Below are 14,538 nucleotides of genomic sequence, written 5' to 3' on the forward strand. Positions count from 1 at the left end.
GCTTATTCAGCAAACCGCTTTCATCCAAAGGGCCAATCAACACCACCCGCGCAAAGTTGGGACGCTGCGCCTCAACCCGCGTACATAACCGCGCCGCTAACGTACTTTTCCCCAGTCCCCCCATCCCAGCAATAAATACGCCAATTTGGTTGCTAGTTTCCCGCAACGCCCGCAGACACCGTTGCAAAGGTCGTCTGCGTCCCACAAATTCCAACCGACTAGCAACTTTAACTTGATTCTGCTCATCCAGAAATTCTTGCTCTGGGACTGTAAACTTCAACTTTTCGCGCTTTGGTGTTCTCAGCGGTGTCACCAGTTCGGCAATCTCTCGCGTATCCCGATAGACCCGCAACAAATGCCAGTCGGTGCGTTCCTTGTCAATCATCTCCTGCTGCGCCGCTTTCACAGCCGCTTCCACACTGTCCCCCGTCGCCAAAGCTTGATAAAGTGCCTGTGCTGCCACAATACCCGTATTATCTAACACCGGACGCGCCCAGCCTAAAACCATACCCGCCCCCGCTTTCACCAACGCCTGCGCCATTGAGGGTACTGTCCCTTTATTAGGAACCTGTCCTGTATGACAGCCAGAAAGAAAAGTTACTCGCGGTCAGCGTCCCCGAAAGGCTTTAGCTAAGTCATTGACGGTGGTAAGTTGCAAATTCCCCACCTCATCTTCAGTGATAAAGCAGGGCGTATTATCTGGTAGGGTTGCCCCTTTTGGTAGCAAAAAGCCGTAGTCTTTTTTGGTATAAATTATCCCGTGTCCTGTGAGGTGAAAGACATCAAAATAATCTTCGGGGTAGGATTTCACCAAATTGGCTAACTCTGCAACCGAGCCACTTTCCTCCACAATCAACGCCAAAGGCTGATCCTTAGTTGCTTGCAAAATGTTCGCTTCTTCTCGCTCAAATCCCAAGGGTGGAACTCTTGGATCTTCCGGCGCAGTCGCCATAAACAGCAACCGCAACGGGCGATTTTGCACACCAATCACTTGGGTTTGACGCTGCTGCACAGAACGCACTGGTAACACTTTCTGCCGTTCGCTTAAAAACCCATTGTCATCATGTAGCAATTCCCAAGGTAAATGTGCCAGTCCCAACGCCACCCGTCCTGTGTCTGCGTTCAACCCCTGCGCTTCACTGGTTTGAATCAAATCTAAATAAATCGTCTGCTCATCCGCCTCATCCAGCGCCCTTCTCAGCCAGCCTTCCTTCCCATCCAGCCATTGATAAAGTCGCCTTCCCAACTGAGTGAGATCAGGTAAGCGGTCTGTTTGTTGAGTGTAGTAATTTTGCTCACACAAATCGATGAGTGCTGCTAACTCCTGTTTATCCAAGCGACGTGAACCATAATCACAGCGCAGTTCAAAAGTTTGTTGTTGACTGAGGGCGAAGGTAAACTTTAGGGGCATGGCTAGCAGCAGTAGACTCTACAATTAACTTCACCGTATTGTCAGTACATTCCCAACGTCAACAAAGTTAAGTTGTTGTACCGGAAGTCTGAAGTTGATCAAGGGAAGATTTTGTAAAATGATAGATATAGCGTTTTAATGGAACTTGAAAAATTCTCAGCCTAAATATAGCCAGACTGAGCGTATTGAGAACCAAAGACAGCAATATCAATGCTTAACCAATAGATCTATGGCACACTTCTAATACTTTGGAAAAGGTTGTAAGAAATTTAGGATAGCTGCGGAGTTATCTGCCAGCTTAATGTAATCATCGCCTAAGTCATATTTTGATTCAGCAACGCCGTCGTTATACAACACCTTTGAGAAAACTGTATGACTAATTCATTGATAGTTAAATCAGGGCTACTACTTACTATCCTGACATTAGATTTAGCGATTTATTCTCCTGTACGGGCAGACATCGCTCAGACGATACCTCAAAATCAACAGCAGCTAGAACCACAAACAAAAGAGTTGAACAAACAACTATCTTCTCCAAGTTCTCAAAAACAATGGGAACAATTTAGACAGCAACAAGATGAACAAATGCTACGACAACAACAGCGTCTAGAACAATTTAGACTACAAAATGAACTAAGACAACAACCGTTTGGACAATTTAGACAACAAAATCAACCAAGGCAACAACCGCTTAGACAATTTAGACAAGACCAATTACTACTACAACAAAGACAGCAAATGGATATATTAAGGCTACAACAGCAACTTAGACCGCAGCCGTAAAGGTTGTGTTGCCAAAATTGGTGCTCTCAACGCTGCATTTGTTATTGCGTTACATCTGTCATTTTAATGAAGCCGTGGCTGGATAGATGCGATGTCTACGACGGGCTAAGCCTATGCCCATTTTGACAAGTGCAGTTTGAACCCGAACCACCGATAATTAGATTCAGGTACAATTAGCAAGTTTTTTGTAAGAGGCGATCGCTGAAGCGCATCTGCTGGATAAAATGTGAGGACATTAGTACTTTCTTGACTTAAAACTTGGTAGGAAAAATTTATCTTTTTCTGTCGAGGTAATATAACCTCCCTGAACAGATTTAGTGAGAATTTGGTCGAGAAAAACTTTTAATATTTTTATTACTTGATATTTATCTAGAGCAAATTCCTCTTCTGCTATTGATTCACCATACTCTCTCCAAGTGCATTTGAGCGTCGAGCTATCTACAGGCTCTATATAGATAGTCAGCCAACTTTCTGGAAAACTTATTTCAATCTTTTTATCTCTCACAAGTCTTGAGATTTTTTGTGGCAACTCTTCTAAAATTAAAATAAAATCAGGGTCTAAAAATAACTCCTGTTTTTTATCTCCAATTTCTAGTATTACTTGTCGATTATGTTCAAAGCAGAAACGGCGAACTCCCATTTCTGAATGAGAAAGTTCCTCTAAGGGATCTTCAGGAGGAAGAAACCAATTTTCATTACAAATTTCTGCTAATTCAAGAGAAAAGTTTTGCGTACTATTCATGGATACTTACTCAATAATTTTTAGATTACAAAACTATTTAGAACAGGATATGCAGAATTGAGAGTACCATCATTATTCCTTTGAACAAATGCACGAGTTACCTCTTCAGTCTTTGTTCCATCAGGATGATAAACTCTATCAATAGGACGTTTGAAATCAATGAGATATCTACCTGGATGTTTCGGTGTCACTTGCTCCGCCTTTACCCAATCCTCAGCATTTAACCACTGGCCTTGATTTTTATTTTTGCTAGCTGCTCTTCCCGTTAACTGCTGTGGTGTCAATCTTGACCCATGATGCTCAATATGATCGTAAGCTTTTGTTGATTTAGGATTATTCTATTGGGGTTCTGCTCCATTCCCTCTCCATTTACATCCACTTCCTACTTTTATATTAGGATTTGTTATTTCCTGTTGTATAACTTCAATAAGTGGATCATTTTCTGGATAAGTTGGATATTGTTTGGTCAAAGTGCTAAATTACCTCAATATTCAATAAATTAGAGCCATTTTCGCAGATTTTTATGTACCTGAGCTAAATACCACATATAATCATCAATTTTGTAATTATCAGCAGCTTTAACTATATATTCCTGTGCTAATTCCAGATTATTTTCAGCTTCGTAATATAATCCTAAATAAAGATGGCTGTAAAAATTTCCTTTTACTCCTTCTGATTTACCAACATTTAAAACATCATCAGGGGTACAATTTCCCGCATACAAATCGTACACACTCCTCATAATACGGCGGGGGTCATTTTTCACAGTTAATAGAGAATTGCGTGCTGATTCCACACCAGAAAGGCGAGCTATACAGAGATATCGCCATACTGTTTCTTCTACATCTTGGGCATTAACTGTTAAATCAATCTTGAACTGTTGAGCGCCTTCCGCAAATCTTTCTGCGTAGTAATAAGATAGTCCACGTTGCCAGAGATATGGTTTTAGACGAGGATCTAGTTGCTCTGCTGTATCAAAATCTTGAATAGATTCATCAATTTTGGCAAGCTGAAAGTTGACCATACCGCGACGAATATAAGCATTGGGATTTTGTGGCTGATTGCGAATAATATCATTCCAATGCTGGAGTTGTTTTGTTAAAGAATTGGTAAAAAACATGAGTTTTATCAGCTGATGTGCATTTAATCTGCATGATTTCAGTATGACGGAGAAAACATTAATCCCCAAAGGTTAACTAGGCAATACACCAATTCTGCACATGAGAAAATAATTGTGGAAAGAATTCTTGAAAGTCATACTCCAGAGCATCGTAGTGAGTGATGAGTTCATTGATAGCTGGAGTTAAAATAAAATTTCTGTTGCGTCGTCGCGATAATCGCCTTGATATCCGCAAGAGACCATTTTCTACACCAGACACATTGCGGTAAGATCCCAACCAATCTTCAGCAGCTACGCGAGAAATTACCTCCCTGACTACCAGAGGTATCTGACCTGGATAGGCTCGAAACGATTCGTAAATCTCTGCTGTAAACTCATCAAGAGATACGCTGGAATATTGCGACCAATTTTTTGCTAGGAAGTGATCGTAAAAAACATCCACCAGTACCCCAGCAAATCGCCTATAGCTTGAGTCAATGCGCTCTTTACTTCGCTGCACAACTATGTGACTGTCTGTAAACCGATCAATTACTTGATGACACGCAATTCCACGCTGGAGATGAGAGTTTAATTCCTGACGAGCCGTTCCTTTCACAATGTCGGCCAGGAGATTACCTAAGCGATTCTCAACATTTGGTTCAGACAATAACAAGTGGGCTAGCCAGTTCATGATCGCAATGCTTCTACCTAACTACTAGGCACCCTTGCCTACAGCAGTATAACCAGACTATTTTACTGAATTAGCACTACAGTCACAAAGTAGACACAATCTAAATTGAAGATAGTGAATTGGTGAACAGAGCCTAGACGCATACTGCTACTCTGCGAGAAGGGCTACGCCCAACGCATAACCCGCAGGCTAGCGGTTTGTCGATAGACATCGCTCATCTTCCAAAATCATGAATCATCTCTATATCCATCCACCGGGTAGAAGCAACTACTAGCAAAATTCAGTACTGTGAACCTAGTTGCTTATAGATGAGGAATAAACGCCTGTGGTTCCAATTAGAGATAATAATCCTACAGAAATCACCCCTTATGTAACTTTTGGGCTAATTGCTGCTAATGTTCTAGCTTTTCTTTATGAAGCAAATCTTCCCCCACGAGCATTAGATGGATTTTTACATCTGGCGGCGGTAGTACCGCGAGAACTCACCTTAAGTTTTGCCGGGATATCTGTACATCAACCTGTACCAGAGTGGGCAACTTTAATCACCTCACAATTTTTGCACGGTGGTTTATTGCACTTAGCTGGTAATATGTTGTTTCTCTGGATTTTTGGTAATAATGTGGAAGATAAGTTAGGGCATTTTAAGTATTTGCTTTTCTATTTATCTTGCGGCGTTTTGGCATCATTAAGCCAGTGGTATTTTGCACAGAATTCTAACATTCCTTCTTTAGGGGCAAGTGGTGCGATCGCAGGTGTTATGGGAGCATACATTCTGCGCTTTCCCAAAGCCGAAATTCTGGGTGTCGTACCTTTAGGGTTTTTCTTTCCCACTTTCCGAGTCCCTGCTTATTTCTTTCTCGGGTTCTGGTTTATTCAACAAGCTTTCTATGGTGTCGCTAGTCTTGAAACACCTACCAACATCGGTATGGAAAGTGGTGGTATCGCTTACTGGGCCCATGCAGGTGGTTTCCTCTTTGGTGCGATTCTCGGACCTATTTTGGGTTTGTTTAGCGACAAGCCTAAAGAAGAATATTTTTAATTTTTAAAGGGAACAGGGAATACTGTTCCCTTTTTTGTGAAAGATAAAAACAGGTAAAATTAAGTGGAACAGTGCAAATAAACCGAAGTATGTAATGAAAAGTCAAGTTGCCTAAAAATCTCTTCCCTTCTGCCCTCTGCCTCCTGCCTTGTCATAACGACAATTTTTAACACCGACCTACTTAACTATCCTTCGCAACCGCCAGCCACTCAAGCTATATTGCAGTTAATCAATGATTAGGAAAAACACCTGTGTTTCCTCTCTACGACGAAAATCCAACGCGCATCACCCCGTATTTCACTTACGGGTTGATTGGCATGAACATTTTAGTTTTTCTTCATGAAGTCACGCTGCGTGGTGCACGATTAGAAGAATTTTTTCAGTTATATGCATTAGTACCACGAGAGTTAACTACCAACTTTGCCGGAGAGTGGACAACTTTAATTACATCACAATTCCTCCACGGTGGTTGGTGGCATTTAATCTCAAATATGGTTTTTCTCTGGATTTTTGGTAACAATATTGAAGACCGCTTAGGTCATCTCAAATATCTGATTTTTTATTTGACTTGCGGTGCTTTAGCGGCTTTATGCCAGTGGTTTATTGGGATGAATTCTGCTATTCCTTCTTTAGGGGCAAGTGGTGCGATCGCGGGAGTTTTGGGTGCTTACATTATCCGCTTTCCCCACGCTAGAGTCATGACCTTAGCTTTTTTGGGATTTTTTGTTACCACCATTAGAGTGCCCGCCATGATCCTAATCGGGCTGTTCATTATCCAGAATTTAATTTCTGGTGTTGCTAGCTTGCAAACCGCTGCCAATATGAGTGTGGAAACAGGCGGGGTTGCTTACTGGGCACACATCGGTGGCTTTGTTTTTGGGATAATTCTCGGTCCTATGTTGGGTTTATTTAGACGCGACGACTATTAGAGAAATTGGTTAGTAGTCTTGCTCTAGCGATACTACTAACCAATACAAATTCTAAGAAGATACAGTCGTTTTCACTTGGATGAGGAAAATTTGCTATTGCAGAACATCTTGCTAATTACCCCAACGGTAAATCGATCAAGATTAGCTGTTCTTGGCACCTACTGAAACTTCTGCTTCTGATTGTTCTTGAGGTGAAGAGGCTGGTAATGGTTCAACTGATGCAGGCAAAGTCACAATGATGTCAGCACCATTAATCACAGCCCCTAAAAGTCCCAGTTCAGATTCAACCAATTGATCGATCGCCTCACCTAACAAATTTTGTTGCGTATAGTTTGGTCGCGCCACAATTATCATAGCGTCACTGTAGGGTTGAATTAACAAAGGATCATTGGATAGGCTGAGAGGGCTGGTATCCAAAATTACTAAATCATAACGCTCTCGAACATCCTCCATTAACCGTCGCATTTCGCTTGATTCCAGAATTGCAGCAGATTGCCGCAAAGGTCCAGGGCTAGGCAGAATGTATAAATTTTCTACATCAGGAACTAAGCGGATACATTCACTGAGGCTGGCGTAATAGCGCAGAGGTTCAATATTCGCATCTGGGTCGGGAGTAACGTTTAAGGATGAACAACCAGAAGGCGATCGCAAATCTGTTTCAATAATTAAGGTTCTTTTCCCAGCACGGGCAGAAGCTATGCCTAAGTTATAAGCGCTTGTAGTCTTACCCTCAGATGTACTAACACTAGTAATCAAAACTACTTTGAGATTTTTACCACCTATACGCCGCATATTACTGCGGAACTTCTCATAAAACTCTAAATAAGGAGAATCTGGGGAAACTATAACTGGTATGGCTTCTTGATCCAAATCATCAATTGGTATTAAAGGTATTTCTCCTAACCGTGCGACTTCTCTTTGCTTCAGGCTTTCGCGGATATCCTCTCGGGTTTTGAAAGTACCTTCTAGTGAACCCAACAAGAAGATGACGCCGCCACCAATCACCAATCCCATAAAACCACCTACAGCCAATGTCACAGACATGCTTTTAGGTTTGACAGTATCGGCAAGCACGGTTGGTGGTCTAGCAATACTGAGACTAGTGACAGTTTCGGCTTCTGCGGTTTTTGCATCGGCTAGCTTCGCCTGCATTTTGTCATAGATAGCTTTTTTGAGTGCCACCTCTTGTTCTAAACGCGATCGCTCTAATTGTTTGTTAGGTATTAAAGAATATACCTGCCGCAATCGTGCCTCTTCTCTGACTTGTTGAGCTAATTGTTGTTGCAGCGTCTCTCTTTGGGTTTGCAAAGCCACCATCTGGTTTGCCAATTCTTGCCGTGCTGGATCTAAATTACTTTGAGCACGAATATTAGAGACATTGCCAGTCAACGGTGCTGCTGTACCGCCACCACCTACTACTTCAGCAGCACGTTGTTGTAGCAATTCCTCAGCAGCTTGTTTTTGACGCTGCAACTGAATCATTGTTGGATGTTCGGGGCGCAGATCTCTCCGGAGCACAGCAATTTGTGATTCAATTTGATAAATTTGCGATCGCAAGTTGGCCAGAATCGGATCGGCACTCAAAGCTGAAGAAACGTAAGCTTGACCAACATTTAATCCTAACTTGTCCTGCAAACTGCGAATTTGGGCATCAATACCAGAAATAGTCAGTTTAATTTGACGTTGCTGAGTTTGACTATTAGTAACCGCAGTTAGTAAGCTACCATTTTCCGATGCTAATATTGCCGGTCGCTCTCTGCGATCGTACTGTTCTAGCCTCCTTTCTGCTGCTTGCAGTTCCAACTTAGTCTGTGGTACACGTTCATTAATTTTTAGAATAATTGCTTTTAATCGGCCTGTATTAATATCACCACTGAGCTTGACCATTGCTTGCATCAATGCCTGCAATACCTCTACAGCTCGCTTGGAATTACTATCTTTATATTTAAGCTCGATGATGGTGGAATCTAATTGTCCAGTCCGAGGGTTTTTCTTAGGTATAGAAATGGCGACACTTGCACCAATTGTTTTTGGTTTAACGTTAACTTTTGCTGATACAACTTCGATCAGCTGATCTGATAGCAAAACTTGTTCATTTAATTCCTGCCCTTGTTGTTGGATTTCACTACCAGTTGCAGAGAATGAAACTGGCGGACGATTGTAAGTAAGCGCAGCATTTGCTATATAGCTAGCTGGTGGTTCGGGTTGTACAGCCACCACCGTTGAAGCAGCTACAACTAAGGCAAAACTGGCTAATCCAATCCATTTATACTTTTCAAAAGCAATAATATAGCTTTTAACAATTGGTGGGGTCATAGAAAATTAGTCATTTGTCATTTGTGATCTGTCATTAGTCATTTGTCATTAGTTATTTCCCCCCTTGTCCCTCCGAAGTTCTGATGCCTGCGGCAACCCCTTCGGTGTACGGAGGAAGCCTCTGCTCAGACTTCTCTCCTTGTCTCCTTTGCTCCCCATCTCCCTCATCTCCCCACTACTTCGTCCCACCTGTAAAGAAGTCAAAGAAGCGAATAAAGCTCTGAACATTAAAGAATGGTTGCGTAATTGTACTGAGAGCATTAGTAATTCTACCAATGAGATTACGACCAACCACAATAACATCATTATCTTGAAGCGGCACGTTTTGAGACATATCACCACCTAGAGCTTTTTTAGCATCAAGCCTCTGGGTAACAGCTTGACCTCTTTCGGGATCGAAGCGTACTAAAGCAATATCTCGGAGGTTAGCAGTGTCAAGATTAATTCCACCTAATGCATCGATAAATGTGCTGCCATTAGGTAGAAGTTGATTTGCAATACCTCCTGCCGCGTAGTTTAAAACCCTGACTCTAATCTGTGGTATGGCTAAGGTTGAGCGAGCAATGAGATTGCGATCGTAACCATCATCAGTGCCGATTTCACGACGTGGGACAATTATGGCATCGCCATCTTGTAGTCGAAAATTAGGCACTGAACTACCATTTTGTAACGCTGTATAAAGGTCAACAGTTTGAGAAATCACAGAACCATCAACCAACCGCCTACGCACTTGCACTTGCCTGAGATCTGCGATCATAGTCGTTCCACCAGATGTCAGCAAGGCATCTGCAACGCGGGGTGTAGGCGATCCCATTGCATAAATCCCTGGCCGAAATACTTCGCCGCTAATCGTGACCTGAACTGGTCGTGGTGTTGCCAATGACGCTACCACAATCGGATCTACTAAAATGCGACTTAAAGCTAAACGAATTTTTTCTTGTGCTTCTTCTACACTCAAGCCTTGTAAGGATAATGTTCCTACTTGCGGTACTAAAATGTTACCTTCGGGATTAATTGCAGCTTGGAAGCTCAAATCTGGACGCTGCCCTGCTAATGATAAAACTACTACTGGTTCAACTACGTAACGATTGAGTAACAAGCGAATTTTTTCTTGTGCTTCTAGCAAAGTTAAACCTTGTAGCGACAATGTTTTGATTAGCGGTACTATGATGTTGCCTTCTGGATTAATTGCCGCTTGGAAGCTCAAATCTGGAAAGCGTTGAACCATGACACTAATGTTATCTCCTGCCCCTAAGCGATAAGGACCAGGAGGACGCTGAACCACAACGCTAATCGTATCTCCTGGCCCTAAAAGGTATCGATTGAGTTGAGGAGAAATTTCGTTATTTACAACCGCAGGTACAACGTCAGTAGGTGAGGAAAACGAGGCAGGTTGCCCTGATGATTGTTCTGGAGATATTACAGGCTGAGCAACAACGACTTGAAACGCTGTTGTCCAAAAAACACCTACCTGAAGGGTCACAAAACATAGAGCGTTGAATGCACGCATATGAGAATTGTAAAATATAAACATTTATGCAGGAAAGCAAGACCCATTTGGAGTCTTGCTGAGTCGCTATTTTACTCTGTGAATACTTAAAATGTCTCTTATTACTACGAGAAATTACTATGTGCAAAAAGGATAAAATATTGCATGAATAAAAAGCGATCGCATCACTGCTAACATCTCAGCAAAAATCTGCGGTTTAACATCACACAACCTATCTCTGCACAAACGCACTCGTTAATTGCTCTGTAGGGGACCCGCCATTAATGCAGCTTGTACTGTCTGGCCAATAGATTCAGTTACAGTCCAAATTTTTTCTACCTCACCTAAAGGCTCCATTGGAACGAGAATTGTCACACCAACCCAAGGAACGCGCTGCTTACGCCACTGTGCCAATTGATCTGCTAAAAACCAATGTAAAGGTGATGGGTGTCCTTCATTCGGTAAAGCATACCACTGCAATACTCCGAAAGTATCCTGTTTTGTAGAAGCGCGAAAGAACCTAGCTTGTACCTGACTTTCTCTAGGCTGTTTCACAGTAAATTGAGCCGAGCGATATTGAGCTATGTCCCACTTTCCCCAACGCGACTTTCCCCAACCGTTAACTTCTGTCCACTCGACCTCAGGTTGATCCATTGGGCCATTTTGCGGTAGTAACAGCAGTATCGCTTGAGTTTGCGAAACTTCTTTCTTAATTAGCTGTAGCGACCATTTATGTTCACCAATTTGTTGTTCCGCCTGTTCAATAGTTTGCCAACCAGGAAGACTTAACCCTGAGTAGCGTATGTGTTTCAATGCTTTCAGGCTAGTGATAGGTGGCGGCTGTTTCCATTGCCAGTGTCCTGTTAGGTATCCCGGAGCGCCTCCAATACCAAACAGCAGCAGCAACAATAAAAGCGCTACTACTTGAGTCCATTGGCTTTCCTTGAAAAACTTAGTTAAGGAAATCATCAATAAAATTTGTGATATTTAGGCAAAAGTTTACTTGGTAAGAAAACACTATGAGTGCAGTAGTATTACATAATCCTTATTGCGAAATGACTTATTTGACAAAGCTTCTAAGCCTCTGCTTCTGGTTGAGTTTCTGATGTTGAGAAATAGCTATTAATCCGATTCAGTAAAGGCACTAATACCAGCAACATACAACCAGAGTAGAGGTCGCCACCCCAACCTTCATGCAACCATTTAAAAGCTGCTTCTTGACCTGTGCCATGAAAGAAGGTCAATGCAGTGTTGCGAAGGATATTGGCACTAATACTAATCACAACAGCAATCAACAAAAACCAATTAGTTGTGCGACGTGAAGACAAAGCACCTGTCCAATAAAGCAGCATTAAGCTGACATACATGGTAGTAAACAACATTTTCAGCCCTGCACAATAAGGCGCAACTTCCACAATCCGTCCACCCACGTAAAGATTTACCCCATCAACAGTTACTTCCATACCAAACTGATTCAGTATGAAGCCAGCCGTACCAGCAATGAAACTTTGTAAGGGTAAGGTGTAGGGAGCAATCAAGTAAGGTCCGGCTGTTGGGGTTGCAAAAAATACTAGCAGTAGAGGGAATCCTTGCAATTTCACACCTGGCATACCTTTGAACCACAAGCACAATCCGGCTAAAATGGCGGGGAAGGAAAGGTTAACCCACTCAGCTACACCGCTCAGATAAAAAACTCCCCCTACTAAAAGCAGGACAGGGCCTAGAGGATGGATTATATCTGGTAGACGTTGCCATTGTTTGCGTTGTAGCCAAACTATGTAAGCGGCAAAAGGTAAACCAATCAAACCGTGGCTAAAATATTCATGTTCTGTACTAATATTTTTGTGCAACCAACCATCTAGCCAGTGTAGTAACAGAGGCGCATAAAGTAGTACTAAAACGCCTAGAATCGCTAAACTGAGCAGTTGTGGAGTGTTGCTATTTTTTACCTGTTGCTGGATTGCCATGATTTTAAGCAATTCAAAATTTAAAATTCAAGATTTATTGCGCTTCGTATGTCAGTTGTCAATTATTTTTGGAGCTAGTTCAATACTCAATAACAAACGGCTATAGCTAGCAACTTAAATGCACAACAACTGCTGTTCGCCACTTAAAGTAGATGTAATTGCTGCCACAACTTCTTGAATTTGTCCATTGCTTAAACCTGGGTACATAGGTAACGATAAAATTTGCTTTGCCAACTTTTCTGCTTGAGGGAAATCTCCAATTTGATAGCCTAAATTGGTAAAGGCTGGTTGAAGGTGGCAAGGAATTGGGTAATGAATACCCGTTTGAATTCCATCTGCTGTAAGTTGGTCTTGGATTTGCTGACGTGTTAAAGCACAGGAGTCATCAATTTTAATCACATAAAGATGGTAAATATGTCCTGTAACACTGTGATTTTGTAGAGGGATAATACCAGCAGACGCTAAGGGTAATAATTCTTGATTATACTGCTGGGCAATACTGTAGCGATCGCAATTCCACTTGGATAAATATGGTAGCTTTTTTAGTAAGATTGCCGCTTGCAAAGTATCTAAGCGACTATTTGTACCCGCTTCAATATGAAAATACTTTTGAGATGCGCCGTAATTGCGCAAGCGCACCATTTTTTGGGCTACATCTGGATCTCGCGTTAATAGCATTCCTCCATCTCCAAATGCTCCCAAATTTTTACTGGGATAAAAGCTAAAAGCTGCTGCTATTCCCACTGAACCAGCACGATATCCATCTCGTTCTGCCAAGTGTGCTTGTGCTGCATCTTCAAAAATTAGCACTTGGTAGGTCTTGGCAAAGTCTAATAGCTGTCGTGGCGACACCATCTGGCCATAAAGATGTACAGGGATAATTGCTTTAGTCTGAGGCGTAATTACTTTTGCTGCTGCTTCTAAGTCAATTAAACCTGTTTGGGGATCGCAATCTACCAAAATCGGCTTTGCACCAACACGTAGCACTCCAATTAGGGTTGCAACAAAGGTATTAACAGGTAATAAAACCTCATCGCCATTGCCAATATTACATGCTTGTAAGCCAAGTGCGATCGCATCGGTTCCTGATGCCACACCTACACCATATTCTGTACCAGATGCTGCTGCAAAGGCTGCCTCAAAATCTGATACTGCTTGCCCTAAAATAAAATCTCCTTGTCTTAATACAGCCTGTATTGCCTGTTCCAGTTGACTTTGAATTGGCAGATTTTGTAAATTAAGGTCTACAAAAGGAACTCTAATAACTTTTTTATTCATTGGCAGATAGCCTCAAACTTTAGATAAAAAATTCTCTTTTAAGATAGCTAACTCTTTTATGGCTTATCTGCTACAAATAAGCAAACTATCTAGAATAAATTTGTTAATATTTGCATAATTTTGCATAAAACAAGTTTAAATAAAATTAGCTGGTCAGGGAGACAAATTAGCTCGAATTCAAAGATGTATATAGCTAAGTTAATAAATTAACAGTTTGTTTATAAGATTTTTTATGAGTTAAAAATTTAATATTTTTAAGACGATTAATCATATTTTTGTAAATTAAATACCTATAACTCATCTTCCAAAGGTTACTTTATTGATATTTTATTTTGTTATATTTTCAATCAAAGAACGAGTGATTTAATAAGTTTTACTTATTTATTAATACAATTTTAATTTATATTTTTTCTTCAAGTACTTAAAAACCACCTTTCTCATAAAATCTGAGGTAATATTTCATATCTTTGATTTCTAAAAGATTAGTCTCAATACACTATTCTAAAACTTTTGTCACTATTATTCATGCTTCCAAACATTGCATTAGTTAACTTTAATATCTAACTATTTTACTTAAATGAGAATTGAGCAAATATACAAAAAAATTACCTGTTCTACATAAGAATGGGGTAGATTTTATCCTCCTCCTTAGTGTTATATTACCCAGCTTGAAAACAAAACTAACGCTGTCTAGTAGTAAAAGTTAAAGCAATACAGATTTCACCAGCGGTAACTAGAATATTTACTGACATTTGCTACGAACCGAGAGGCGATCAAACTATAAGTTGATCCTC

General features: G+C 41.2%; 12 protein-coding genes and 1 pseudogene. 3 read left to right on the forward strand and 10 right to left on the reverse strand.

Features of this window, described 5'->3' with window-relative positions:
- Positions 1-1,411: pseudogene (locus BV372_RS03270) on the reverse strand (CHAT domain-containing protein); the annotation flags it as partial.
- 372 nt (positions 1,412-1,783) lie between these two features.
- On the opposite strand from BV372_RS03270, the gene BV372_RS03275 reads away from it, so the two are divergent.
- Complete coding sequence (locus BV372_RS03275) at positions 1,784-2,194, forward strand: hypothetical protein (RefSeq protein ID WP_086683217.1); 411 nt, start codon at positions 1,784-1,786, stop codon at positions 2,192-2,194.
- Between the two features lie 235 nt (positions 2,195-2,429).
- On the opposite strand, the gene BV372_RS03280 is transcribed toward BV372_RS03275, so the two are convergent.
- The 4 genes from BV372_RS03280 to BV372_RS03295 all read right to left on the reverse strand — a co-directional run bounded on the left by BV372_RS03280 (position 2,430) and on the right by BV372_RS03295 (position 4,726).
- Complete coding sequence (locus tag BV372_RS03280) at positions 2,430-2,936, reverse strand: hypothetical protein (RefSeq protein ID WP_086683220.1); 507 nt, start codon at positions 2,934-2,936, stop codon at positions 2,430-2,432.
- 20 nt (positions 2,937-2,956) lie between these two features.
- Positions 2,957-3,220, reverse strand: a complete 264-nt coding sequence (locus BV372_RS03285; protein WP_086683223.1) for a hypothetical protein — start codon at positions 3,218-3,220, stop codon at positions 2,957-2,959.
- A 215-nt stretch (positions 3,221-3,435) separates the two neighbouring features.
- Positions 3,436-4,056, reverse strand: a complete 621-nt coding sequence (locus tag BV372_RS03290; RefSeq protein WP_086683226.1) for a hypothetical protein — start codon at positions 4,054-4,056, stop codon at positions 3,436-3,438.
- A 76-nt stretch (positions 4,057-4,132) separates the two neighbouring features.
- The gene (locus BV372_RS03295; RefSeq protein ID WP_086683228.1) at positions 4,133-4,726 is read right to left on the reverse strand and encodes an ACP phosphodiesterase; all 594 of its coding nucleotides are present in this window, start codon (positions 4,724-4,726) and stop codon (positions 4,133-4,135) included.
- 325 nt (positions 4,727-5,051) lie between these two features.
- Here BV372_RS03295 and BV372_RS03300 point away from each other — a divergent pair, with 325 nt between their 5' ends.
- A complete protein-coding gene (locus tag BV372_RS03300) occupies positions 5,052-5,765 on the forward strand; it encodes a rhomboid family intramembrane serine protease (protein WP_086683231.1) in 714 nt (237 codons plus the stop codon).
- Positions 5,766-6,016: 251 nt separating this feature from the next.
- On the forward strand, positions 6,017-6,694 hold the full coding sequence (locus tag BV372_RS03305) for a rhomboid family intramembrane serine protease (protein WP_086683234.1): 678 nt from the start codon (positions 6,017-6,019) through the stop codon (positions 6,692-6,694).
- A 141-nt stretch (positions 6,695-6,835) separates the two neighbouring features.
- On the opposite strand, the gene BV372_RS03310 is transcribed toward BV372_RS03305, so the two are convergent.
- From BV372_RS03310 to BV372_RS03330, 5 genes are all read right to left on the reverse strand, one after another.
- Positions 6,836-9,010 (reverse strand): tyrosine-protein kinase domain-containing protein, encoded by a 2,175-nt coding sequence (locus BV372_RS03310; protein WP_086683238.1) that lies wholly within the window; start codon positions 9,008-9,010, stop codon positions 6,836-6,838.
- Positions 9,011-9,185: 175 nt separating this feature from the next.
- Positions 9,186-10,544 (reverse strand): polysaccharide biosynthesis/export family protein, encoded by a 1,359-nt coding sequence (locus tag BV372_RS03315; RefSeq protein ID WP_086683242.1) that lies wholly within the window; start codon positions 10,542-10,544, stop codon positions 9,186-9,188.
- A 210-nt stretch (positions 10,545-10,754) separates the two neighbouring features.
- On the reverse strand, positions 10,755-11,468 hold the full coding sequence (locus BV372_RS03320) for a cyanoexosortase B system-associated protein (protein ID WP_086683245.1): 714 nt from the start codon (positions 11,466-11,468) through the stop codon (positions 10,755-10,757).
- Between the two features lie 107 nt (positions 11,469-11,575).
- A complete protein-coding gene (crtB, locus tag BV372_RS03325) occupies positions 11,576-12,466 on the reverse strand; it encodes a cyanoexosortase B (RefSeq protein WP_086683247.1) in 891 nt (296 codons plus the stop codon).
- A gap of 114 nt (positions 12,467-12,580) precedes the next feature.
- Complete coding sequence (locus tag BV372_RS03330; RefSeq protein ID WP_086683250.1) at positions 12,581-13,744, reverse strand: DegT/DnrJ/EryC1/StrS aminotransferase family protein; 1,164 nt, start codon at positions 13,742-13,744, stop codon at positions 12,581-12,583.
- Positions 13,745-14,538: the final 794 nt, after the last annotated feature.

Source organism: Nostoc sp. T09, from assembly GCF_002154695.1.
GTDB lineage: Bacteria > Cyanobacteriota > Cyanobacteriia > Cyanobacteriales > Nostocaceae > Aulosira.

Bases quoted from the DNA above. Each gene is read 5' to 3' on its own strand.
- BV372_RS03320 (WP_086683245.1), bottom strand. From the start codon at position 11,468: ATGATTTCCTTAACTAAGTTTTTCAAGGAAAGCCAATGGACTCAAGTA.
- BV372_RS03295 (WP_086683228.1), bottom strand. From the start codon at position 4,726: ATGAACTGGCTAGCCCACTTGTTATTGTCTGAACCAAATGTTGAGAAT.
- crtB (WP_086683247.1), bottom strand. From the start codon at position 12,466: ATGGCAATCCAGCAACAGGTAAAAAATAGCAACACTCCACAACTGCTC.
- BV372_RS03290 (WP_086683226.1), bottom strand. From the start codon at position 4,056: ATGTTTTTTACCAATTCTTTAACAAAACAACTCCAGCATTGGAATGAT.
- BV372_RS03315 (WP_086683242.1), bottom strand. From the start codon at position 10,544: ATGTTTATATTTTACAATTCTCATATGCGTGCATTCAACGCTCTATGT.
- BV372_RS03280 (WP_086683220.1), bottom strand. From the start codon at position 2,936: ATGAATAGTACGCAAAACTTTTCTCTTGAATTAGCAGAAATTTGTAAT.
- BV372_RS03310 (WP_086683238.1), bottom strand. From the start codon at position 9,010: ATGACCCCACCAATTGTTAAAAGCTATATTATTGCTTTTGAAAAGTAT.
- BV372_RS03275 (WP_086683217.1), top strand. From the start codon at position 1,784: ATGACTAATTCATTGATAGTTAAATCAGGGCTACTACTTACTATCCTG.
- BV372_RS03330 (WP_086683250.1), bottom strand. From the start codon at position 13,744: ATGAATAAAAAAGTTATTAGAGTTCCTTTTGTAGACCTTAATTTACAA.